The sequence below is a fragment of the Micromonospora sp. NPDC047730 genome, from assembly GCF_043204765.1.
Taxonomy (GTDB): domain Bacteria; phylum Actinomycetota; class Actinomycetes; order Mycobacteriales; family Micromonosporaceae; genus Micromonospora.
The window spans coordinates 89,800-111,111 of record NZ_JBIDCU010000020.1 but is presented as its reverse complement, the minus strand read 5'-3'; the positions used below and the strand labels follow the sequence as shown (position 1 = coordinate 111,111).

Here is a 21,312-nt window from a genome sequence, read left to right as displayed (position 1 = left end):
CACCGCCCGGAAACCCCACACCGTGGAGCCCCCGACCCGGGGCATTTCGTTCACATCCCCGCCGCTCTCGCGCCGGGCACTTTTACTACGTTACCCGGCGGTTTCCGCCGTGTCAAACCGCTCTGTCGCGATCCGCACCACTTCAACCCAATTTCCGGGCACCATGACCAGACCGGCTTCCACCGTTTCCGATCGCGGCTTCCGACAGACCGGCCGCCGCGGTCTCCCGCGAACTCGCCCGGTTTCCTGCCGGCGTCGAACCTTACCCGGTCGGCTCCGCCTCACCAAATCCGCCTCGCGGCGAATCCGGGGCACCGCCCGGTCCCGAACCCGAGGAGTGCAACCCCTCGAACCGGAAGCTCGTTGCCACGCTCCGGCCTCCAGGACTTTCGCCCCGTTTCGTCCGTTCCGCGCTGGCAGAGAGAAAGTTACGCCCCCGGCGGATTGATCGTCAAATCCACCGGGGGCGTCGCCCGTCACACTCGCGCGGGCGTACGGCTAACTGCGCAGCTCGACCCCGGCGAACGACCGCTTGCCGCGGCGCAACACCAGGTACCGGCCGTGCAGCAGGGCCTCCGGACTCACGGTGGCGTCGGTCTCGGTGACCCGGTTGTTGTTGACGTAGGCGCCGCCCTCGGCGATCACCCGGCGGGCCTCCTTCAGGCTCGGGACCAGCCCGGAATCGCGCAGGAGCCCGGCGACGTCGGGCAGCTCGTCGAGGTGGACGAGGCCGGCCTCGGTCAGCGCGGCGCGCAGCGTCGCCGGCGTGAGCTCCTCCAGCGAGCCCCGGCCGAAGAGCGCCTGACTGGCGGCGACCACCTGTGCCATCTCCCGCTCGCCGTGCACGAGCGTGGTCAGCTCCTCGGCGAGCGCACGCTGTGCCGCCCGGGCGGCCGGCCGCTCCGCCGTCTCCTTCTCCAGCGCCTCCAGTTCCTCCCGCGAACGGAAGCTGAAGTAGCGCAGGTAGCGGCTCACGTCCCGGTCCTCGACGTTGACCCAGAACTGGTAGAACGCGTACGGGCTGGTCATCTCGGGGTCGAGCCAGATGGCACCGCCCTCGGTCTTGCCGAACTTCGTCCCGTCCGACTTCGTGACCAGCGGGGTGGTGAACGCCTGCACCGGGCCGGCGCCGCGCCGGCGGATGTAGTCCACCCCGGCCGCGATGTTGCCCCACTGGTCGGAGCCGCCGAACTGGAGCTGGCAGCCGTGCCGGCGGTGCAGCTCGAAGAAGTCGTTGGCCTGGAGCAGCTGGTAGCTGAACTCGGTGAAGCTGATCCCGCTCTCCAGCCGCGCCTTGACCACCTCCCGGGCCAGCATCCTGTTGACCGGGAAGTGCTTGCCGACGTCGCGGAGGAACTCGACCACCGACATCTCGCCGGTCCAGTCGAGGTTGTTGACCAGTTGCGCGGCGTTCTCGCCCTCGTACGAGACGAAGGGGGCGAGCTGGTCACGGATCCGGGCCACCCAGCCGGCGACCACCTCGGGCGGGTTGAGGGTCCGCTCGGCGCTCTCCTTCGGGTCGCCGATCTGGCCGGTCGCGCCGCCGACGAGCAGCAGCGGCCGGTGCCCGGCGAGCTGGAGCCGACGGGCCGTGGTGACCTGCATGAGGTGGCCGACGTGCAGGCTCGGCGCGGTCGGGTCGAAACCCACGTAGTAGGTGGCGGCACTCCCGTCGAGCAGCGTACGCAGCTCGTCGAGGTTGGTGGAGTCCTGGATCAGGCCGCGCCACCGCAGGTCATCGGTCAGGGAGTCCCGCCCGGGCGGCGGGAGGCTGCTGTCGGTCACGGTCACCCATTCTCCCCCATGACCGGGCACCCGCCGTAGCGGGTTTACGCAGCGGGCGGCGGCGTAGGCTGGCGACGCCATGATCGGGAAGGGGAACGCCGTGGACATGCCGGATCTGACGGGCGGCTTCGTCGCCCTGCTCGGCCTCAAGTTCGACGAGGTCAGCGGGGACCGCGTGGTGATCCGCTGGCAGGTCCGCCCCGAGCTGCACCAGCCGTTCGGTATCCAGCACGGCGGCGTGTACTGCTCGGTGGTCGAGACCGCGGCCAGCGTCGGCGGATCGGTGTGGCTGGGCGACCGGGGGCGGGTCGTCGGCGTGTCGAACCAGACCGACTTCCTGCGCGCGGTCCGCGACGGCGAACTGACCGCCGTGGGCACCCCCGTACACCGGGGGCGCAGCCAGCAGCTCTGGCAGGTGGAGATCACCGACGCCGACGCCCAGCTCGTCGCCCGCGGCCAGGTGCGACTGCAGAACCTCTCCCCCGCCTGACCCGCACCCCGGCCAGGGGCGCGGTGGCGACGCTCAGCCGCGGACCTCGTCCAGCACCGGCTCCCCGGCGTCGTCGCGCGGCGGCGCGGCCGGCCGGCGCAGCCGGACGCCGGTGATCGCGCGGTGGTCGATGCGGGCCACCTCCAGCTCCCAGCCGTCCACGGCGACGCTCTCCCCCGCGACGGTGGGGATGTGGCCGAGGCAGGTGAGCACCAGGCCCGCGATGGTGGTGTAGTCGCCGCCGGGGCGGCCGGGCAGCTCGACCCCGACGTCGGTGAGGTCGTGCACCGGGAAGGTGCCGGGGAGCAGCATGGCACCGTCCGGCTCGGTGCGCACGTCCCGGTCGGTCTCGTCGTAGATCTCCCCGACGATCTCCTCCAGGATGTCCTCGAGGGTGACGATCCCGTCGACCGCCCCCCGCTCGTCGACCACCAGGGCGATGTGCTGACGCTCGGCCTTGAACTGGCGCAGCGCGTCGACCACCGGCAGCGAGTCCGGCAGCAGCATCGGCGGGCGGAGACACTCGTCGACCGGCCGGTCGTCGCGGACGCCGACGAGGTCGCGCAGGTGGATCACCCCGACCGCGTCGTCCAGGCCGCCGTGCCGGACCACCGGCGCCCGGGAGTGGCCCGTGGCGGCCAGCAGCAGCCGCGCGGCCTCCGCGGTGGTACCGCTGTCGAGCGTGAAGACCTGCAACCGTGGTACGAGCACCGCCTTCAGCTGGCGGTCCGCGATCTCCACCGCCCCGGCGATGATCGTCCGCTGCTCCTTGGTGAAGCCGTGGTTTCCGGAGACGATCTCCCGCAGCTCGTCGGGGCCGATCTCGTCGGGCTCGTGCTCGGGATTGAGCCCAACCAGGCGTACGACCAGGTCGCTGGTGGCGCCGAGGGCCCAGACGGCCGGCCGGGTGAGGGTGGCCAGCAGGTCCAACGGGCGGGCCACCAGCAGCGCCCACCGCTCGGCGGCCTGCATGGCGATCCGCTTGGGGGCCAACTCGCCGAAGACCAGGGTGACGAAGGTCAGCGCGAGGGTGACCACCACGATGGCGACGGTCTCCGCGGCGCCGCCCAGCGCGCCGAGCAGCGGCACCAGGGGCCTGGCCAGCGACACCGCCGCGGCGGCCGAGGCCAGGAAGCCGGCGAGGGTGATGCCGATCTGGATGGTGGCCAGGAACCGGTTCGGGTCCTTGGCGAGGCGGGCCAGCACCCGGCCGGCGCGGCTGGTGCGTTCCAGCCGCTGTACCTGGCTGTCCCGCAGCGAGACCAGCGCCATCTCGCTGCCCGCGAAGACCGCGTTGAGGACGACCAGGACACCGACCAGGGCCAGTTGGCTCCAGATGCTCTGCACGCCCGGCTCTCCTCACCCACCACCGGTGCCCGTCGCACGACCGGCACCGCCGGCCGAAGGACCCGGCCGGCGTAGGCCAGTCTGTGCCCACCGGGCCGGCCGGTGAATCCTCGCCCGGCCCGGGAAGTGGTCAGGCTCGCTCGGCGACCGGCGGGGCCGTCAGGTCGAGCACGTACGAGCTGCCCTCGGGGCGGAAGCCGAGCCGGTGGTAGTAGGGGGCGACCATGCCGGGCGGGGTGACCACCCGGCGGAACCCCCGATCGGTGAAGAGGCGGCTGCGCCGGTAGACGAACTCGCCCGGGGTGAAGTCCCGGAACCGCCGGGTGACGTAGTCGAGGTCGACCTGCGCCACGCCGTCGGGCTCGGCGTGCGACAGCACCACGCCGACCACCTCGTCGGCCCGCAGCACCAGGAAGGCGGAGCGCTCGGCGAGGGTGCCGGGCGGCCAGCGGAAGCCGGGGTTGAAGCGGGCGATGTCCGTGCCGTGGACGCGCAGCGTGTGGGCGAGGAACTGGTCGTCCACGCCGACCTCGACCACCTGGTAGGTCGCCTCGTCGTGGCGGGTGGCGAGCATGGCGCGCAGGTACCAGACGTTGATCACGGCCAGCACGACGTTCAGCCCGACCATCGGCCAGACCTGCACCGCGGCGTTGTAGCCGATCAGGATCAGACACCCGAGCAGGTTCAGGGCACGCAGCCGGAGGATGCGCGTCTGCAGCAACGACCAGACCAGCAGCGCCGAGCCGGTCCAGCCGATGAGTTCCAGCCAGTCCACCCCGCGAGAGTAGTGCTCACCCGGGTCAGCCCGCTCGGTGGGCGCGGGGCCGGGTCAGCGGTCGGCGAGCTCCAGCACCCACTCCTCCACCTCGGCGCCGCGGCCGTTGGCGTACCCCCTGTCCTCGCCCGTGACGACGAAGCCGCACTTGCGCAGCACGGCGAGCGAGGCCCGGTTGTCCTTGGCGGCGCGGGCGTGCACGGGCCGCTGGGGCAGCTCGCGCAGCAGGGCGGCGAGCGCGGCGGTGGCGTAGCCCCGGCCCCAGCGGCGCGGGTCGATCCAGTAGCTGACCTCGGTCTTGTCGCCGACCGGGAAGGCGGTCACGTGGCCGACCACCTCGTCGTCGACGACGGCCGTGCGGGCGACGATCCGCTCGTCGGCGCGGACCCGGCGCCAGTGCGCGTCGAACCGCGCCCGGTCGGTCGGGTCCTCCGGGCCGAAGGCGGCCATCCAGTTGGCCTCGACGTCCTGCTCGTGGTCGAAGAAGTGGGGCAGGTCGTCGTCGCGTACGGGGCGCAGGCGCAGGTCGGCGGTCACGGGCCCGAGGATAGGGCCAGGCGGTGACATCGCGGACCTCGCGTCACGTCCGCTCCGCCGCGTTCGCCAGGCCCGGCCGCGCCCCGATAACGCCCAGGGCGGACACGGACGCCCGTCGGTGCGCGATTCGGGCGCGCCGGGCCGGCGCCGCACGGACAATGAGCGGATGACACGAGCGGTACGGGGCACGCGGGCGGGCGGGCCCGTCGGCACGGCGGCGGGCGCGCGGGCGGCGGGCGCGGCGTCGCTCGGGGCGCTTGCCGTGGGCGCGCTGGCCGTCGGGGCCGTCGCCGTCGGGGCGCTGGCCATCGGTCGGCTGGCGATCCGCCGGGCCGTCGTGCGGGAGTTGCGCATCGGCCGGCTGGAGATCGACGAACTGGTGGTGCGCGAGCGCCCCGCCGGCGACGGGTAGCGGCCCGACGGTTACGCGCGGCTGTCGACCGAGACGTGATGAACTCCGCGCTGGTCGTCGTCCATCCGCTCAGCGATCCCGTCAGCGCCCGCCAGCCGACGAGCCCGGTGGAGAGGTCGTCGGCGGACATCCCTGGTCCCGCCGTCTCCTCTCGCGGATCGTCACGGGACGGCTGTCGGGGCGGTTGCCAGGTCCCGGGCGGCGACCGCCCGCAGCCACTGCTGGGCCAGCAGGGCGTGACCCGGTTGCGTCAGGTGCACGCCGTCCGCCGTCCAGACCTGCTCGTCGGCTGTTCCGGCACCGAACAGGTGGTCCACCGTCACCAACGTCGCGTCGAAGTCGACGGCCAGTTTGCGCACCACGTCGGCCTTCGGCCCGAGGTCTTCGCGCCATGCCCGTTGTCCGTCGTCGAGCGGGATGAGGAAGGGCTCGATCAGGATGACAGCGGCGTCGAGCCGCCGTCGGGTCAGGTCGAGGATGTGCCGGTAGTCGCGTTCGAACTCCTCCACAGTGGTGGGGTCGTCGGCACTGTACCGGCGCCAGGTGTCGTTGATGCCGATCAGCACCGACACCACCTGCGGCGCGAGCCGCAGGCAGTCGTCGTCCCACCTGGCACGCAGGTCGCGGACCCGGTCGCCGCTGACGCCCCGGTTGAGGAAGGTGACGGCGTGCTGCGGGTGCCGGGCGGTGAACCAGGCCGAGGCCATCATGGCGTATCCGCCACCGAGGTCGTCGGACCGCTCGCGGTTGCGTCCCGCGTCGGTGATGCTGTCGCCGATGAACAGCACCCGTCCGCCGGGTGGGATCTCTTCTGTCATCACGAGCCTCCATTGCTTCGCGTGGGTCGGTGCCGGAGCCGGGCAGGGCGATCGTACGCGTGCCCGGCTGAGAGGTCGGCTGGGCAATCGTGGTAGGGGGCCGGTCCGTTCCGCCCACTCCGAACGGTCCCACGGTGGTCAGTCGGTGCGAAGGCCGGCCAGGATCTGCATGGCGTGGCGCTCCCTGGCCGCGAGTTCGGTGAGGAGTACCGAGGCTCGGGTCAGGTGGTCCGGGTCGCCGGTTTCTCCGGCGGCCGTGATGTGGTGGGAGACCTCGGTCCATGACGGGGCGATCTCGGCGTACAGCCGGTGACCGAGGCGGACGTCGTCGTCGTCGACGATCGTGGCGCATTCGGCGAGGAAGTCGCGGTACATGGCGCGAAACAGGGCGCCGCCGGTCCCGCCGCGTTCCATCAGCGTTGCGGCCAGCGGGAGGTCGCGGGACGGGTCGCGGGAGCGGTCGAGCCACCGTGTCACCTGTCGGGCCGCCTTGTCGATGCCTCGATGGCCGAGGTTGGCGATGGGTGGATTGAGGAAGGCGTGTGCGTTGTTGCGGATGGCCGCCCGGATGGCGTGGCCCAGATCGGGCCGGCCGGTGGGGCTGGCGATGGTGTAGGAGAGGTTGCGGGCGGTCATCGGTCCGCGTTCGTTGCGGGCCCGTTCCAGGCTCGTCAGCGTGGTCGTCACGGCGCCGCCCTGCTGAGCGGTGTCGATCAGGTAGGCGTGGGTGTCGTCGTAGCCGTACATCGCGGCGAAGTGGGCCCCGAAGTGGACCTTCGTGCTGAAGTAGTCCAGGTGGTAGGAGTCCAGTTGCAGGCCGACCGGGCGTCCGGCGGTGAGGGCGGCGACCACGTTCTGCCAGGCCTTACGGGGCGAGGCGGTCTCCTGGATGTGCAGCGTCAGGCCCAGCCGGTCGGCCACGGTTCGGGTGATCGTGGTCGGCTTGGTGCGGCCGCCGAGGAACGGAAAGTCCATGCTCTTGGCATCCCAGTAGACGAAGCCCAGACCTTCGCCGAGGCCGAACAGCATGGGCTCGGACAGGTCGACGCCCTCGTGGCGCAGCAGGGCACCGAGCGTGGTGGTCTCGCAGTGCCGACCGGCGGGGAACGCCACGTTCTCAATGATCATTCGGTCTCCTGGTCTGCTGGTCGGGACGGGCCGGACGGGGGTCGGACCGGCCAGGCGATCTCCGTGCGGAGCGCGGCCGTGGGTGTGCCGGGTGCGGGCGACACGAGGTAGCGCTCCTCGGCTGGGCCCGCCAGCGCCCGGTCGTGCTCGGCGATCCAGCGTCCCAGCGACCGGTAGGCGGTCTCCATGTCGTCGTAGCCGCCCTCGTGGACGCTCGCGGCGAGCAGGCAGCCCGGCAGTTCCCCGGGCGCAATCGTCGCGGTCGGCCGGGGCGGGCGCGCCACCGGCGCGAACAGCTCCACCTCCAACTCCGCCGCGTCGAGGTCGTCGCTGAGGTATCGGGTCCCGACCGGCCCCGCCGGGGCGATCCCCTGCGCGGCGAGGCCGGCGAACAGCCGCGCGAACCCGGGCGCCAGCGCCTCGGCCAGTCCGCTCAGCGGGGTACGCACCAGCATGCGGGCGGTGGGCTGGGCATCGCGCCACCGTTCGTACACGTGTAGCCAGCCCGGCACGCGGCCCGGATCGGCCAGCACGGCCCCCAACCGCCCGGCGATCTCGTCGAGCCGGGCCGCCCGCGCGGCCACGCGTTCCCGGTGCCGCTCGATGACGGCGAGGGTCTGCTCCGGGGTTTCGGCCGCCAGGATCTCGGCGATCTCGGGCAACGGCACCTCCAGCTCTCGCAGCCGCCGGACCAGTCCCGCTCGGGGGAACTGGTCGACGCTGTACCGGCGGAAGCCGGTGTCCGGATCGACCGACGCCGGGACGAGCAGACCCAGCCGGTCATAGTTACGCAGCACTCGAATGGACAACCGGGTCGCTCGCGCGAACACCCCGATCGGCATCAACCCCGTCACCGACGCCTCCAACCAGCCTCGCCCCTCCCCCTGGGAGAGGGTCAACCCCGGCCCGGCCCCTGCCGCACCGACCACGGAACGAATCATCATGGAACGGGCCGGGCCGGCCACGTACCGGCGCGCCTCGCGGGCCGCGCGCCGGCAGCTCGACGTCATGTGGGCTGAACCGGTCGGCACGGGTCCGCGCAACGCCCCGCGTCTGGAAGCCCGCTACGGGCGCCGCCGGGTCCTGCTCGTCTCGGGGGCGCTGCGCGCGCTGTGGCCGATCGGCCTGTTCTTCGTGATGCCCGGCGCGGCCGGCGTGGTCCTGGTGATCGCGGTGCTCACCGCGCTGTGGGGCGTTCTGGCCGGGGCCACCGACGTACGCGTCGCGATCGGTGTCGCCGGCGTACTGCTCCTGGCCACGCCGTTCCTGCTCCCGCGCCGCTCCGGCACGCAGTCGCCGGCCACCGGGTCTGCGCGACCGTTCGTCGGCGCTGCTCGATGACCTGCCATTTCCGATCCCGGCCGGACGGGCGCTGGCCCGTCCGGCCGGCTGTTCTCCGGTGGCCGGGCCACGAACCGCCGGCGAGGCGTCAGACGTACGACGCTATGCGCACAGTCAGCGCAGCCGCCGGGCGGTGAACCTGGTCGGCGGCTCCGCGATCGCGTCCTGGGCCGCGATCAGCTGGATCTCCCGGGTGCCCGCCGCGAGGGTCGCCTCGAGTACGGCGAAGACGGAGGCGATGGTGCGTTCCAGTGCCGTCGCGGGCGAGCCCGTCGTCCGCAGGTGCGCGAGGTACAGCGCCGCGGTGACGTCACCGCCGCCGTTCGGGCTGATCGGCAGCAGCGGCGTCGTCACGGCCCAGGCGCCCTCGTCCGAGACGGCCACCACCTCCAGCGACCCCTCCGGCACGTCGCCGTGGAGCACGCTGGTGACCAGGACGTGCCGCGGCCCCGTCTCGCGCACCACGTCGACCGCCTCCAGCAACTCCGTCAACGAGTTCGTCGTACGGCCGGCGAGGAAGTCCAGCTCGAAGTGATTCGGGGTGATGATGTCCGCACGCGGTACGACGACGTCCCGCATGAACTCCGGGATGCCGGGCCGGACGAACATCCCGCGGCCGGCGTCGCCCATCACCGGGTCGCAGCAGTACACGGCATCCGGGTTGGCCGCCTTGACCTTGTCCACCGCGTCGAGGATCACCGCGCCCATCGCCGGGTCGCCCTGGTAGCCCGACAACACCGCGTCAGCGCTGCCGAGGGCCCCTCGGTCCGCGATGCCCGCGATCACCTCGGCCACGTCGGCCGGCGCCAGCAGCGGCCCTCGCCACGCGCCGTACCCGGTGTGGTTGGAGAAATGGACCGTCAGGACCGGCCAGACCTCGTGCCCGAGCCGCTGAAGTGGAAAGGCCGCCGCCGAGTTGCCGACGTAGCCGTAGGCGACCGAAGACTGGATGGACAGGATCTTCACCGGCTCATCATGCCGGTTCCCGCCGGTGCCACCCGTACTGCCCACCGTTTCTGTCGGGTGACCCACTCCGGGCCTTCCGTCATAGCGGAATCGCGGGTACCGGTCGGCCACCCCATCGGGGGCGGCTCCGGCCGGGCGGGTCGCCGGCGTGGCCGCGCCGACAGGTCACGGCTCGTCGATCAGCTCGGCCAGAGCGGCGTCGCCCTGGGCGATGACCGGGCCGCCGGGATAGGCGACGACCATGATCCGGCGGCAGCCGTCGAGTTCGACGTACGTCTGCGGGTCGCCACCGGCCACGGACCACAGCAGCGCGAAGCGGCTGGCGTGTGTGCGGCACGCCTCCGCCGGGCCGGCAGCCCGCAGAGCCTGCTCGATCGCCGTCCGACGGTCCGCCGGCAGCACCGTCCCGTGCGCGAACTCGCCGGCCGGCTTGCCGTTCCCCCGCTCACTCTTCGGCACGTCGTAGACGCAGAGGCGGACCTGCTTCCCGGCGGGGAACGGCCTCGGCAGCGCTCCGCGGCGGGCGTCCGGGTTCGCCGTCGTCTCCACCGAGACCATGTCGGCCCAGCGCTGGCTGCAACCGGCCGCGGCGGCCTCGGCCGACTCGATCTCGGCGACCGCCCGGGTCGCCACGGTGGTCAGCGGCAGCGCGTCGAGGGCTGTGCGTACCTCGGCCCGCAGCTTTCGGCACGGGTCGAGGGGTATCCCGGGCCGCATCCACCGGCCGTCGGCGTCGACGACCGCCAGCCAGGGCGCCGACGGCATCTCCGACGTGCATGGCCCGTCGGTGCGCGGCTCGTCCGGCAGGCGGAGTGCGGCGACGAGGGCGGCGACGTCGTCGCTACGACGTTCCGTCGCCACCATGTCCTCACCTCCGTCGACGCGTCGCTGCGGCTCGTGTCCGCAGATGACGACCGCGGCCGGGGTGAGGTCGCCACCGAGGCGGGGCAGGGCGGCCGCGTCCCTGGCGGTGATCGTGAATCCTGGCGTGGCCATCTCTGGTGCCGCCTCGGCGCACGAGGTCCACCGCCCCTGTCCGCCGGAATCGCCGGACGGGACTCCCTGGGTCGAGTCCGTCCGCGCCGCGGCACAGCCGGTCAGCGCCACTCCGACGAGCGCGACCAGTATTCCCCTGCCAACCGTCCGCATGCGTACCGCCTCTCCCGCGTCTGACCGCTGAGACGGGTGGCGGCATGCTTCGGTTCCCATGGTCGGTCACCGAACCGGCGTCCTCCCGCCGATCCGTCCAAGCCCCGCGCGCCGCTGACAGCCGGTGGCCTGACCAGCGCGGACACGCCAGGCGGCGCCGGGTCGTCGGCCCGTACGCCAGGCCACCGACTCATGAGCGGAGGAACGCCGGTGTCCGCCGGTTTCCAGGACCGCGCCTGCCCCTGGGTGCCTCGCCGATCATGATCGCCCTGGCCCTGGTGACCGTCCTCGTCGCGCCAGCGACGGCAGCACCCGTGGCGACTCAGGCCGCTACATCGTCTCCAGTTCCCGTCCCCTGGTCTCGCGGACGAAGCGTCGGACGAAGACGAGGGCGAAGGCCGCGAAGGCGGTGTATATGCCGTAGGTGAGTGGGAGGCTGACGTAGGCGAGGCTCGGAAAGGTGATGGTCACCAGCCAGTTGGCGATCCACTGCGCGGACCCCGCCACCGCGACCGCGGTGACGCGGATGCGGTTGTTGAACATCTCGCCGAGCAGCACCCACAGTGTCGGTCCCCAACTTGCCGCGAAGAACACCACGTAGAGGTTGGCCGCGAGGAGGGCGACGACATCCACGCCGGGAGGGAGAGTGAGGTTCTCCCCGGTGCCGGAGGCGCGGCTGAAGCACCAGGCGAGGGTCCCCAGGGTGACGACCATGCCGGCAGCGCCGACGGTGAGCAACGGCTTGCGACCGACCCGGTCGATGAGGGCGATCGCGAGGAAGGTGCCGGCGATGTTGATGACGCTCGTGATCACGCTCGTCACCAAGGCCTCGTTCTCGGTGAAGCCGACGGCGCGCCAGAGCGTGGTGGAGTAGTAGAAGATGACGTTGATGCCGACGAACTGCTGCAGCGCCGCCAGAATGATCCCGGTCCAGACGATCGGCAACAGCCCGAAGCGGCGGTCACGAGCCGTGGCGCCGCGCAGGTCGGACAGGTCTATCGTCTCCTTCGTGCCGGCTAGTGATCGCCCGATCTCGCGCAGCCGCACACCGTCACCGACATACCGTTCCAGCACCTCACGGGCCTGCTCGCCGCGGCGGCGCCGGACCAGATAGCGCGGTGACTCGGGGATCCGCAGCGCCAGGGCAAGGTAGACCGCTGCGGGGACGGCGGCCGAGGCGAACATCCACCGCCATGCCTCGCCACCCCATGGAACGTCCTTGCTGGCACCCCCGGCCGAGGCTGCCAGGGCGTAGTCGGCAAGCAGCGCGGCGAAGATCCCGGTCACGATGGCAAGTTGTTGCAGCGAGCCGAATCGGCCTCGTTTTTCCGCAGGAGCGATCTCGGCGATGTAGGCGGGCACGATCACGCTGGCCGCCCCGACCGCCATGCCGGCAACGGCCCGCCAGACGGTGAGGCTGATCGGGCCCACCGCCAACGCCGATCCGACTGCGCTGACCGCGAACACGATCGCGGTGATGAGCATGATCCGCACCCGGCCGATCCGATCCGACAGTGGTCCGGCGAACCACGCGCCGACCGCACTGCCGAGCAGCGCCGTGGAGACCGCCGCCCCCAGGACCAGGGAGGACAGGTGAAACCTGGCTTGCACGGCATCCACGGTGCCGTTGACCACCGCCGTGTCGTAACCGAAGAGGAAGCCTCCGACCGCTGCGGCCGCGGCGATCGACAGCGCGCCGCCTCGTTTCTCGGGTGGGGTCTTGGCGGCATCATCGCCGGACGCAGGGCCCCCTTGATCCACGCTGCCCATATTGCCCGATTTGAACCATTCTTGCCCGAGGTTATGCCTGAGTTGGCTGTGGTGCCGCTGCCGAGACGGCCTGATCGACTCGGGACTCGCCGTTGAACGCCGCCCGCCACTCGGCATAGCATCGCGACATCGGTGTCGCGACCCCGGCGGCGGCCACGGCCGTACGGGCTGAAACGTCGACTCTTCACGGAAGGGACGACGGCGTGCACCCGACGCTACGACGGCTGGACGATCTCGCGGCCCACCTCGCCACCCTGCCGGACACGGTGGCCCTGCTCGGTCTCGGTTCCGCGGGGGACGAACACGATCGGTTCGACGCACACTCCGACCTGGACTTCTTCCTGGTCGTCGCCGACGGCGCCGTGCCACGCTACGTCGACTCGATCGACTGGCTCGCGGTGCCCTGCCCGGTGGCGTACAGCTTCGCCAACGACCGCCGCGGTCGCAAGGCGCTCTACGCCGACGGGATCTTCGTCGAGTACGCGGTCTTCACCGTCGACGAGTTGACCCGGCTGCCCTATGCCGGCGCCCGAGTCGTCTGGCAGCATCCCGACGCGCCCGCCGGGCTCGCCGAGAGCGGGCAGCCCCCGGTCCCCCCGCCATACGACACGCCCGACTTCCACCTCAACGAGGCGCTGACCAACCTCTACGTCGGCCTGCACCGCGAGCTGCGTGGCGAACGGCTGTCCGCGTCGCGGTTCATCCAGTCGTACGCCGTGGACCGGGTGATCGCCCTGCTCCGGCTCACCTCCCCCGGCATCCCGCACCGGCGCGACCCGTTCGATCCTGCCCGGCGGGTGGAACAGGCGTATCCGGCGGAGGCGTTGCCGTTGGCCGCGATGGTGCCCGGCTACCGGGCAAACCGTGCGGCCGCCCGGGTCACCCTGGAATGGCTGGAGGCGCGGTTCCCGGTGGACCCGGTGATCGCCGCCGCCATCCGGAACCTGGTGGCCACCTCGGCAAGCTGACCGAAGGTGGGATCCGGCGGGCCGGCGGCGAACGCGTTCGACGCAGCGATTAGTCTGCGCGGGTGCGGGAGGCGATGTCCGGGAGCAACCTCGATGGCTGACGCCGACGACGTCCGTCGCCTGGCACTGGCGCTGCCTCACGTGGCCGAGATCGACAGTGACGGCTTCGACTTCCGGGTGGCCGACAAGGGTTTCGTCTGGTCCTACCCGGAGCGCAGACCCGGTGCGCCGCGCCTCATCCGCACCGACATCGCGGTGCTGTACGTCGGCGACGAAGCGGAGAAGCAGGCGTTGCTCCTCGGCGAGCCCGAGGTCTTCTTCACCACGCCCGCGTACGACGGGCTGCCCCTGGTCATGCTGCGCCTGGCGCAGGTGACCGTCGACCGCCTGACGGAACTCGTCACCGACGCGTGGCGCATGCGCGCCCCGGACTCGCTCGCCGGCGACCTCGACGACACGGATTCGTCGAGCCCAGACCTGAGAAAGGCCGCCCAGGAGGCCAGGTAGCACTGGCCCCAATGCCGCAGGCGGAGCCTGCGCAACGCTGCGCGACCGCTCGGCGATCCGCCAGGTTTAGGTTGATCAACTTCGGGTACGTCTGCCGGCAGGCGAGTTCGACCCGTGGCCGAGGGGCAGCACGGGTCGACCCAGCCCGGCGTACGACCGGAGAGCGGAGCGAAAGGCAGGTCACTCGGTGGTGAATTCGTCCCTGAGGCCGACCATGTTCAGGACGGCGGCGATGATCCGGGACGGCCTGCGCACGACCAGCGAGCAGCCCCGTGCGGCGACTCGCCGGCGCACGGTCAGCAGCGCGGTGATCCCGGCCGCGCAGAAGAAGCTCACCCCGCTCAGGTCGAGCACCAGCACCGGAAGCGGTCGGCCGGACGTCACCCGGTCCACGAGGTCGACGAGCAGGTCCACGGTGCCCATGTCGATGGGCCCGCGGACCTCCACCACCGTCACCGGGCCCTCCGCGACGACCGTGAGCGACAGGATGGACTGGCGGGTGACTTCCGACGGTGCCGGGTGCGGCGCCTGATGGACGGACATGAGCTGCTCCTCGGTGAGGATGTCCGGACCGGGTCGGTGCTCGGCCCACCGTCGGTGGGCGGCACTGGTCCTGGGCTCATGTCCGAACCCACGTCGACCCTAGCGGCGTCCCGTCCGATGCGCACCCCCCCTCGTCCGAGCGCGTGCGCTCGTTGATCAGACACACCCGACCGGCGCTCCTCAGGGAGCGGGCCAGGACGGTACGTCACTTCAGTGGAGACCCACGGACACGGTTTCAGGAGGTAGCGGTGGTGTCCGATGCTGCTGATTCGCACCTGGCCTCGGCGTACGGCCGGCTGCTCGCCCTGCTCGTCGACTCGCCTCACGTCGACGTGTTCCTCGACCAGGTCGTCCGGGTCGCGGCCGAGGTCGTCACCCCCGCCGTGGCCTGCGGGCTGACGGTGCGCCGGGACGGTGGCGTCTTCACCGTCGCCGCCAGCGACGACCTCGCCGCCCAGGCCGACGAGATCCAGTACGGCGCCGACGAGGGTCCCTGCCTCCAGGCCCTGCGCAGTGGACGGGCCGTCGAGGTCGTCGACCTGCGCGAGGACGGCCGCTGGTGCCGGTACCGGGAACACGCGCTCCGGCTCGGCATTGTCAGCTCGCTGTCACTGCCGATGACGGTCGACGGCGGGACCGTCGGCGCGTTGAACCTGTACGGCACCGATCCCGCCGCCTTCGATGAGCGGGCACGCCGGCAGGCCGTGACGTTCACCGACCAGGCAACAGCCGCGCTGACCGTCATGCTCCGCCAGGCCGACCAGGCACTACTGCATCGGCAACTCACCGACGCGATGGCCTCCCGCAGCGTCATCGACCAGGCCCTCGGTGTGTTGATGGGCCAGCAGCGATGCACCGCCGCGGAGGCTTTCGCCCTGCTCCGGCAGGCGTCCCAGCACCGTAACCGCAAACTGCGTGACGTCGCCGCGGAGATCATCAAGCAGGTGACCGGCACGTCCCCGCAGCCGGCTCCCGGATTCGTGGCGCCCCGCCCGCACACCTGACCGGGCAGGGCGGCAGGTTCGGCAGCACGGCCAGGGGGCGGCTGACCGATCAGCCCGGTGGCCGGCCCTGGTCGACAGCCGCATCGGTCGTCATCCGGCGGCCCCGGCGCACTCAGCAGATGGGCTGTTGCCGGCATGGACGGCCACGCCGCCGACGACCGTGGCGAGCAGCCGGGGTTCCGCCTGCCGTGGCGGGCCGTCGGGTCCGCGGACGAGCACGAGGTCGGCCCGAGCCCCCACGGCGACGACTCCCCGCTCGGCTGATCCGAGCAGCCGCGCCGGCACGGTCGACGCCATCGACCACACCTCGGCGAGACCGAAGCTGGTCTGCCGCAGCGCCCACCGGACGCAGTCGAACAGCGAACGGCCGCTGCCGGCCAGCAAGTCGGTGCCGGTCAGGCTGAGCCGGCCGTCGGCGTCCACGGTGACCGAGCCGCCGACCGGGGTGTGGTACTCGCCGGGCGGGCAGCCGGCGAGGGCCGCCGAATCGCTGACCAGGACCGAGCGTTCGACGCCCTTCGCCCGCACCATGGCGGTGAACGTGTCAGCGGGGAGGTGGTGACCGTCGGCGATGAAGCTCGCGGTCAGGGCCTCCTCCGCCAGTTGCGCCCACAGGTGGTTGGGATGCCGCGGCAGGACGGCGTGCGACCCGTTGCCGAGGTGGGTGGAGAGCCGTGCTCCCGCGTGGACCGCCGCCCGCACCTGCTCGGGTGTGGCGGCGGTGTGTCCCAGGCCGACGACGATCCCGGCCTCGGTGGCGGCGCGGACGTACCGCGTCGCGCCCGGCCGTTCGGGTGCCAGCGTGACGAGGCGTACCAGGCCCGGGGCGACGTCGAGCCACTGCGTGAGCTCCCGCGGGTCCGGGTCGCGGACGTGCCGCCGGTCGTGCGCGCCACGGGGGCCGTCCGCGTCGGCCAGGTAGGGGCCTTCGACGTGTACGCCGACGACGACGTCGGCGACGAGGGGGTCGCTCGCGCGGGCGGCGGCTATCACGTCGAGGGCGGAGAGGATCTTCTCCTGGCTGGCCGTGATGATCGTGGGGCAGTACGACGTGACGCCCCGGCGGCACAGCGACCGGGTCAACTCGACCACGGTGGCGACCGAAACGTCGTCGGCGTTGACGTCCGCGCCGGCGAATCCGTTGACCTGCAGGTCCACCAGCCCGGGAAGGATCGTGGGCTGGTCCGGCGTCGGCTCGGTCTCCTCGATGGACGAGATGCGGTCGCCGGAGATCCGCAGCCGTACGGGGCGACCGTCGGCGAGCCGGCCCTCGATGCGCGTCTGCTGCCCCGGTGGGATCACGTCAGCTCGTCCAGGCCGCTCGCGGCTGCCGCATCGGCGTGCACCGACACCGATCGGTGCGTCCGGAGCGCGCTCGCGGGGCAGGCCGGGCCGATGGGTCCGGTCAGGGCGAGCCTGAGCGCGGCCGCCTTGTGCCGGCCGTGCACGGTGACGACGATCGAGTTCGCGCTCAGCAGCGTCGGCACGGTCAAGGTGACCGCCTGGGCCGGCACGTCCTCCAGTCGGGCGAACAACCCCTCGTCGACCTGCTGTTGACGCGAGACCGGGTCGAGTTCGACCACTCGCACGGCGGCCGGGTCGTCGAAGCGGGCGGCGTCGGGCTCGTTGAAGGCGATGTGTCCGTTCACGCCGATGCCCATGCAGGTGAGGTCGATCGGGCCCTGCGCCAGCAGCGTGGCGTAGCGGACGGCCTCGGTGACCGGGTCCGCTTCGGGCCGCAGGCGCGCGAACGACCCGAGCCCGGCGACCGACAACCGCTCCTGCAACCACTGCCCGAACGCCTGGGGATGCGTCTGCGGAAGTCCCACGTACTCGTCCATGTGGAAGGCGTGCACCCGGGACCAGTCGATCGAGGCATCGCGTACCAGCGCCGCGAGCATCTCCTGCTGCGAGGGCGCCGCCGCCAGCACGATCCGGGCGCTGCCACGGGACGCGATCGCGCCACGGATGACGTCTGCGGCGACGCGTGCGGCACCGGCGCCGGCGCCGGCTGGATCCGCTGTCACGTGCAGGGTCACGTCGTCCGCACTCAGCCCCGCCGGCATGCCCATTCCGTCTCCTCAGGCTCTGCAATCGGTTGCACAGACCCTAACGACGAAGCGTCGGCGGGTCAACACGTTGCGGCAGCGGTCAGGCGGCGGGACCGGTCGAGGCGCGGAGGGTGAGCTCGCCGTCGAGGCGGATCTCCGCGGTCGGCTCACCCGAGCCGCAGCGCTGCAGCAGTTCCACGGCCACGTGTCCCAGCCGCTGCACCGGGGCCGTCACGGTCGTCAGGCGGGGCGTGACGGTACGCGCCAGCAGCACGTCGTCGCAGCCGATCACGCTGCGCTCCTCCGGCACCCGCACCCCGGCGTCGGCGAGTCCCGCCAGGACGCCACACGCCATCAGGTCGTCGAACGCGAAGGTGGCGGTGCAGTCGGTGTCCAGCAGCGCCCTCGCCGCCGCCAGCCCGCCCTCGAAGGACGCCGCGAAGGGCCCGAGGTCGACCAGCGTGACGTCGGACCGGACCGCCCACGCGTGGATCGCGTCGGCCCGCTGACGCGCCGCCCACGAGGCGGAGGGACCGCGCATCATGGCGACCCGGCGGTGACCGAGCTGCTCCAGGTGCCGGCCGGCGGCCCGCAGGGCGCGCGTGTTGTCGCAGGTCACGCCCGGCAACCCCCGGATCCGCCGGTTGATGACGACGCACGGCAGATCGTTCACCCTGTCCTTGAGCCCGGACGAGGACCGGGGCGACGCCAGCAGCAGGCCGTCGACCTGGCCGGCGAGGTGACGGATGAGCTGGGGCTCCGCGGCGGCTCTCTCCTCCGTGTCGACGAGCAGCACGGAGGAGTCCAGCTTGTCGGCCGCCTGCTGGATGGCCCGGACCAGGGGCGGGAAGAAGGGGTTGGTGATGTCCGGGACGAGCAGCCCGATCAGGCCCGTCCGCCCGGTCACCAGGCCGCGCGCGGCCTTGTTGGGCTGGTAGCCCACCTCGCGGGCCGCGGCGTGGATGCGTTCCCGGAGCTCGGCGTTGACCACGTGCGGCCGGCTGAAGGCACGCGAGACGGTCGACGCGGACACGCCACACGCCTCTGCGATCGAGTAGATCGTCGGCCGCTTCATTCGGTCCTCCTGTTTCGGGTGTCGCCGCGCTCGCTGAATGTGAAGCGTGCCGCTACTCTAGCCACCGACACGGCATGCAAGCGATTGCACCAGGAGGGGTCGCATGACGTCTGAGGCCCGGGTCCAACTCGAGAACGTGATCCTGCCTTTCTGGCTGCGCCACGGCGTCGACGAGCGGCGGGGCGGCTTCCACACCTGCTTCGACAACCGCGGCCGCCGGCTCGTCTCCACCGAGAAGTTCACCTGGTCGCAGGGACGGTTCGTGTGGCTGCTCGCGCGAGCGGCCCGGCTGGCCACGGACGGGCTGCTGGACGTCGACGCCGACCGCCTGGTGACACTGGCCGAAGGCGGTGCCCGGTTCCTCGCCGACCATGTGATCCGATCCGACGGCACCTGCCACTTCGTGGTCACCACGGACGGCACCCCCACCCACGGTCCGGCCGGCGAGACGCACAGCGTCTACGCGGACTGCTTCGTCGTGATGGGACTGGCCGAACTGGCCCGCACGACCGGGTCGACGGCGTGGCTGGAGGTCGCCGAGCCGCTGCTGTCCCGGGCGACCGCGGACATCCGGGCGAACCGCGCGGCGACGCCGCCGTACGCCGTCCCCGACGGGCATGTCGCCTTCGGCCCCCGGATGATCCTGCTCAACACCCGCCTCGAACACGCTCGGGCCCTGCTCCACCTCGACCGGATGACCTCGGACACGCTGGCCGACCTCGCCGCCGACCGCGACGCCATGCTCCGCCACCGCACGCCCGACGGCACCTTCCGGGAGATGATTCCCGACCGGCCCGACGACACCACCCTCGTCGCCCGGCACCGGGTCCCCGGGCACGCCCTCGAAGGCGTCTGGGTCGCCCTGGAGGCGGGTGACCTCCTCGGCGAGAGCGACGAGGTCACCGCCGCCGAGCTGCTGACCAGCATCGAGGCCCTCTGCGCATCGGCCTGGGACAGCCGGCACGGGGGGCTCTTCCGCTACGTCGACGCCGAGGGCGCCACGGAGCCGCGCGGCACCGGGGGTGACACGCCCTACGAGAGGCTGGTCCGTTCGACCTGGAGCACGAAGCTGTGGTGGGTGCACACCGAGGCGGCGTACACCACGGCGCTGGCCGCACGCCGCTACGGCGACCGCGACGCCGGTCGGTGGGCGGAGCTGATCTGGGACTACACCCTCGCGACGTTCCCCGGCCGGGACGAGGGCGAGGAGTGGGTCCAGATCCGCGACCGCGGCGGACGCCCGCTGGACCAGGTCGTGGCGTTGCCGGTCAAGGACCCCTTCCACATCGCCCGGAACCTCATGCAACTGGTCGAACTCGGTGCCGAGGTGCGGAGTTGACAGCCACCGCTGACACCGACATCACCGTCCGCGACGCCCGGGTCCGCTTCCGGGAGATCGACCTGGACCAGCCGTTCATGATCAGCGGTCGCGCCATCACCTGGTTCACCCTCGCCCTGGTCGACGTGATCGCCACGAACCGCCGCGGCGAGGCCGCGACCGGCCGGGGTGCTTCGGTGCTCTCCGTCCCGTGGGCTTGGCCGACATCGCGGCTGGACGTCAGAGGACGGGACGCCGCCCTGCGCCGCCTCACCGAGCGGTTCGCGCACGCCGCACTGGGTGCCGAGCCGGCCGACCCCGTCGGCATGTGGCTCCGGCTGCACGGGACGGTGGCCGACACCAGTGCCGCCGTCGAGGACGCCCCGATACCCCGGCTGGCGGCGCTGCTGTGCCTCGGCGCGGTCGACAACGCCCTGCACGACGCGTGGGCACGCGCGGCGGGCCGCCCGGCGCACACCATGTACACCCGCGACCACCTCGCCCACGACCTCGGCGCGTGCGTGGATCCGACGTTGGCCGGCCGCTACCCGGGTGAGTTCCTGACCGCACCGCGCCAGCGGCTGCCGGTCCAGCACGTGGTCGGCACCTCCGACCCGCTGCGGCCCGGCGACGCCGGCGGCGGGCGGTCGCTCGAGGAGTGGCTGCGCCGGGACGGCGTACGCCATGTGAAGATCAAGGTGACGGGTCGCGATCCCGACGCCGACGCGCGGCGGATCGCGGACGTGCATCGGGTGGCATCGGCCCGGACGGCCGACGTGATGCTGTCGGTGGACCCCAACGAGGGCTACCCCGGGCCGGCGGCACTCGGAGCGATGCTGGACGCCCTGGCGGCGACGGCACCCGACGCCTTCCAGGCCGTGGCCTTCGTCGAGCAGCCCTGGCCCCGGGACAGCAACCCGGATCCGGCCGCCGTGCGGGAGCAGAGCCGGCGCAGGCCCGTACTGATGGACGAGAGCCTGCACGACCCGGCGCAACTTCGCCACGTGCGGAGCGACGGCTGGTCGGGAGTCGTGGTGAAGGCCGGCAAGGGCCAGACGCCCGCCCTGCTCACGTACGCCTTCGCCCGCGCTCGCGGGCTCTTCGTGACGATGCAGGACCTCACGGCGGTGGACGCGGCCCTCGCCCACTCGGCCCGCCTGGCGAGCGTGTTCGACCTCTCCGCCCCGCATCTGGAGTACAACAGCCGCCAGTACGCGCCGACCGGCAACCGCGACCTCGCCGGTCGGCAGCCGTCCCTGGTCACCGTCGACGACGGCGTGATCGTCCTCGACCAACCAGCACCCGGCATCTACTGACGCCGCACCGAC

General features: G+C 72.2%; 22 protein-coding genes. 8 read left to right on the top strand and 14 right to left on the bottom strand.

The features are described from left to right. Window positions 1-498: 498 nt before the first annotated feature. Window positions 499-1,785 (bottom strand): tyrosine--tRNA ligase, encoded by a 1,287-nt coding sequence (tyrS, locus tag ACGF5G_RS30790; RefSeq protein WP_393269245.1) that lies wholly within the window; start codon window positions 1,783-1,785, stop codon window positions 499-501. A gap of 79 nt (window positions 1,786-1,864) precedes the next feature. Here tyrS and ACGF5G_RS30785 point away from each other — a divergent pair, with 79 nt between their 5' ends. Continuing rightward, complete coding sequence (locus ACGF5G_RS30785; RefSeq protein WP_350709852.1) at window positions 1,865-2,275, top strand: PaaI family thioesterase; 411 nt, start codon at window positions 1,865-1,867, stop codon at window positions 2,273-2,275. Between the two features lie 33 nt (window positions 2,276-2,308). Here ACGF5G_RS30785 and ACGF5G_RS30780 read toward each other — a convergent pair whose 3' ends face one another. From ACGF5G_RS30780 to ACGF5G_RS30770, 3 genes are all read right to left on the bottom strand, one after another. After that, a complete protein-coding gene (locus ACGF5G_RS30780; protein ID WP_393269238.1) occupies window positions 2,309-3,622 on the bottom strand; it encodes a hemolysin family protein in 1,314 nt (437 codons plus the stop codon). A gap of 130 nt (window positions 3,623-3,752) precedes the next feature. Then, window positions 3,753-4,397 carry a hypothetical protein gene (locus ACGF5G_RS30775; RefSeq protein ID WP_393269236.1) on the bottom strand — a complete coding sequence of 215 codons (645 nt, stop codon included), beginning with the start codon at window positions 4,395-4,397 and terminating at the stop codon, window positions 3,753-3,755. A 54-nt stretch (window positions 4,398-4,451) separates the two neighbouring features. Next, on the bottom strand, window positions 4,452-4,934 hold the full coding sequence (locus tag ACGF5G_RS30770) for a GNAT family N-acetyltransferase (protein WP_393269233.1): 483 nt from the start codon (window positions 4,932-4,934) through the stop codon (window positions 4,452-4,454). 166 nt (window positions 4,935-5,100) lie between these two features. Here ACGF5G_RS30770 and ACGF5G_RS30765 point away from each other — a divergent pair, with 166 nt between their 5' ends. Then, a complete protein-coding gene (locus ACGF5G_RS30765; protein WP_393269230.1) occupies window positions 5,101-5,346 on the top strand; it encodes a hypothetical protein in 246 nt (81 codons plus the stop codon). 161 nt (window positions 5,347-5,507) lie between these two features. Here ACGF5G_RS30765 and ACGF5G_RS30760 read toward each other — a convergent pair whose 3' ends face one another. From ACGF5G_RS30760 to ACGF5G_RS30750, 3 genes are all read right to left on the bottom strand, one after another. Next, a complete protein-coding gene (locus ACGF5G_RS30760) occupies window positions 5,508-6,164 on the bottom strand; it encodes an SGNH/GDSL hydrolase family protein (protein WP_393269229.1) in 657 nt (218 codons plus the stop codon). A 138-nt stretch (window positions 6,165-6,302) separates the two neighbouring features. Then, window positions 6,303-7,292, bottom strand: a complete 990-nt coding sequence (locus tag ACGF5G_RS30755; protein WP_393269227.1) for a BtrH N-terminal domain-containing protein — start codon at window positions 7,290-7,292, stop codon at window positions 6,303-6,305. Beyond that, a complete protein-coding gene (locus ACGF5G_RS30750) occupies window positions 7,289-8,089 on the bottom strand; it encodes a GyrI-like domain-containing protein (protein WP_393269224.1) in 801 nt (266 codons plus the stop codon). Before ACGF5G_RS30750 ends, ACGF5G_RS30755 begins: the two co-directional genes overlap by 4 nt. Window positions 8,090-8,093: 4 nt before the next feature. Here ACGF5G_RS30750 and ACGF5G_RS30745 point away from each other — a divergent pair, with 4 nt between their 5' ends. Further along, the gene (locus tag ACGF5G_RS30745) at window positions 8,094-8,633 is read left to right on the top strand and encodes a hypothetical protein (protein WP_393269221.1); all 540 of its coding nucleotides are present in this window, start codon (window positions 8,094-8,096) and stop codon (window positions 8,631-8,633) included. Window positions 8,634-8,747: 114 nt separating this feature from the next. Here the strand turns inward: ACGF5G_RS30745 and pdxY are convergent, their stop codons facing one another. The 3 genes from pdxY to ACGF5G_RS30730 form a co-directional block, all read right to left on the bottom strand. After that, window positions 8,748-9,599: a pyridoxal kinase PdxY gene (gene pdxY, locus ACGF5G_RS30740; RefSeq protein ID WP_393269218.1), complete on the bottom strand. Its 852-nt coding sequence runs from the start codon at window positions 9,597-9,599 to the stop codon at window positions 8,748-8,750. Between the two features lie 165 nt (window positions 9,600-9,764). After that, window positions 9,765-10,595, bottom strand: a complete 831-nt coding sequence (locus tag ACGF5G_RS30735; RefSeq protein ID WP_393269215.1) for a hypothetical protein — start codon at window positions 10,593-10,595, stop codon at window positions 9,765-9,767. 483 nt (window positions 10,596-11,078) lie between these two features. Beyond that, window positions 11,079-12,518, bottom strand: coding sequence for a sugar porter family MFS transporter (locus ACGF5G_RS30730; RefSeq protein WP_393269212.1), 1,440 nt, complete (start codon window positions 12,516-12,518; stop codon window positions 11,079-11,081). A gap of 203 nt (window positions 12,519-12,721) precedes the next feature. On the opposite strand from ACGF5G_RS30730, the gene ACGF5G_RS30725 reads away from it, so the two are divergent. Then, window positions 12,722-13,486 carry a hypothetical protein gene (locus ACGF5G_RS30725; RefSeq protein ID WP_393269210.1) on the top strand — a complete coding sequence of 255 codons (765 nt, stop codon included), beginning with the start codon at window positions 12,722-12,724 and terminating at the stop codon, window positions 13,484-13,486. A gap of 93 nt (window positions 13,487-13,579) precedes the next feature. After that, window positions 13,580-13,993 carry an MmcQ/YjbR family DNA-binding protein gene (locus ACGF5G_RS30720; protein WP_393269208.1) on the top strand — a complete coding sequence of 138 codons (414 nt, stop codon included), beginning with the start codon at window positions 13,580-13,582 and terminating at the stop codon, window positions 13,991-13,993. Between the two features lie 180 nt (window positions 13,994-14,173). Here ACGF5G_RS30720 and ACGF5G_RS30715 read toward each other — a convergent pair whose 3' ends face one another. Next, window positions 14,174-14,536, bottom strand: a complete 363-nt coding sequence (locus tag ACGF5G_RS30715) for an STAS domain-containing protein (protein ID WP_393269205.1) — start codon at window positions 14,534-14,536, stop codon at window positions 14,174-14,176. A 248-nt stretch (window positions 14,537-14,784) separates the two neighbouring features. Between ACGF5G_RS30715 and ACGF5G_RS30710 the strand changes: the two genes are divergently transcribed. Further along, complete coding sequence (locus tag ACGF5G_RS30710) at window positions 14,785-15,540, top strand: GAF and ANTAR domain-containing protein (RefSeq protein WP_393269203.1); 756 nt, start codon at window positions 14,785-14,787, stop codon at window positions 15,538-15,540. A 90-nt stretch (window positions 15,541-15,630) separates the two neighbouring features. On the opposite strand, the gene ACGF5G_RS30705 is transcribed toward ACGF5G_RS30710, so the two are convergent. From ACGF5G_RS30705 to ACGF5G_RS30695, 3 genes are all read right to left on the bottom strand, one after another. Further along, window positions 15,631-16,842, bottom strand: coding sequence for an N-acetylglucosamine-6-phosphate deacetylase (locus ACGF5G_RS30705; RefSeq protein ID WP_393269200.1), 1,212 nt, complete (start codon window positions 16,840-16,842; stop codon window positions 15,631-15,633). Beyond that, window positions 16,839-17,612: a 6-phosphogluconolactonase gene (locus tag ACGF5G_RS30700; protein ID WP_393269198.1), complete on the bottom strand. Its 774-nt coding sequence runs from the start codon at window positions 17,610-17,612 to the stop codon at window positions 16,839-16,841. The genes ACGF5G_RS30705 and ACGF5G_RS30700 overlap by 4 nt, the downstream gene beginning before the upstream one ends. 79 nt (window positions 17,613-17,691) lie before the next feature. Further along, a complete protein-coding gene (locus ACGF5G_RS30695) occupies window positions 17,692-18,666 on the bottom strand; it encodes a LacI family DNA-binding transcriptional regulator (RefSeq protein WP_393269196.1) in 975 nt (324 codons plus the stop codon). A 103-nt stretch (window positions 18,667-18,769) separates the two neighbouring features. Between ACGF5G_RS30695 and ACGF5G_RS30690 the strand changes: the two genes are divergently transcribed. Together ACGF5G_RS30690 and ACGF5G_RS30685 are read left to right on the top strand one after the other, a co-directional pair. Further along, window positions 18,770-20,005 carry an AGE family epimerase/isomerase gene (locus tag ACGF5G_RS30690; protein ID WP_393269194.1) on the top strand — a complete coding sequence of 412 codons (1,236 nt, stop codon included), beginning with the start codon at window positions 18,770-18,772 and terminating at the stop codon, window positions 20,003-20,005. Next, on the top strand, window positions 20,002-21,300 hold the full coding sequence (locus ACGF5G_RS30685) for an enolase C-terminal domain-like protein (protein ID WP_393269191.1): 1,299 nt from the start codon (window positions 20,002-20,004) through the stop codon (window positions 21,298-21,300). Before ACGF5G_RS30690 ends, ACGF5G_RS30685 begins: the two co-directional genes overlap by 4 nt. Window positions 21,301-21,312: the final 12 nt, after the last annotated feature.

Excerpts from the sequence above, each read along its gene's own strand:
- ACGF5G_RS30715 (WP_393269205.1), bottom strand. The coding sequence starts at position 14,536 with ATGTCCGTCCATCAGGCGCCGCACCCGGCACCGTCGGAAGTCACCCGC.
- ACGF5G_RS30755 (WP_393269227.1), bottom strand. The coding sequence starts at position 7,292 with ATGATCATTGAGAACGTGGCGTTCCCCGCCGGTCGGCACTGCGAGACC.
- ACGF5G_RS30730 (WP_393269212.1), bottom strand. The coding sequence starts at position 12,518 with ATGGGCAGCGTGGATCAAGGGGGCCCTGCGTCCGGCGATGATGCCGCC.
- ACGF5G_RS30735 (WP_393269215.1), bottom strand. The coding sequence starts at position 10,595 with ATGGCCACGCCAGGATTCACGATCACCGCCAGGGACGCGGCCGCCCTG.
- ACGF5G_RS30695 (WP_393269196.1), bottom strand. The coding sequence starts at position 18,666 with ATGAAGCGGCCGACGATCTACTCGATCGCAGAGGCGTGTGGCGTGTCC.
- ACGF5G_RS30765 (WP_393269230.1), top strand. The coding sequence starts at position 5,101 with ATGACACGAGCGGTACGGGGCACGCGGGCGGGCGGGCCCGTCGGCACG.
- ACGF5G_RS30745 (WP_393269221.1), top strand. The coding sequence starts at position 8,094 with ATGGACAACCGGGTCGCTCGCGCGAACACCCCGATCGGCATCAACCCC.
- ACGF5G_RS30785 (WP_350709852.1), top strand. The coding sequence starts at position 1,865 with ATGATCGGGAAGGGGAACGCCGTGGACATGCCGGATCTGACGGGCGGC.
- ACGF5G_RS30760 (WP_393269229.1), bottom strand. The coding sequence starts at position 6,164 with ATGACAGAAGAGATCCCACCCGGCGGACGGGTGCTGTTCATCGGCGAC.
- ACGF5G_RS30700 (WP_393269198.1), bottom strand. The coding sequence starts at position 17,612 with ATGGGCATGCCGGCGGGGCTGAGTGCGGACGACGTGACCCTGCACGTG.
- ACGF5G_RS30720 (WP_393269208.1), top strand. The coding sequence starts at position 13,580 with ATGGCTGACGCCGACGACGTCCGTCGCCTGGCACTGGCGCTGCCTCAC.
- ACGF5G_RS30690 (WP_393269194.1), top strand. The coding sequence starts at position 18,770 with ATGACGTCTGAGGCCCGGGTCCAACTCGAGAACGTGATCCTGCCTTTC.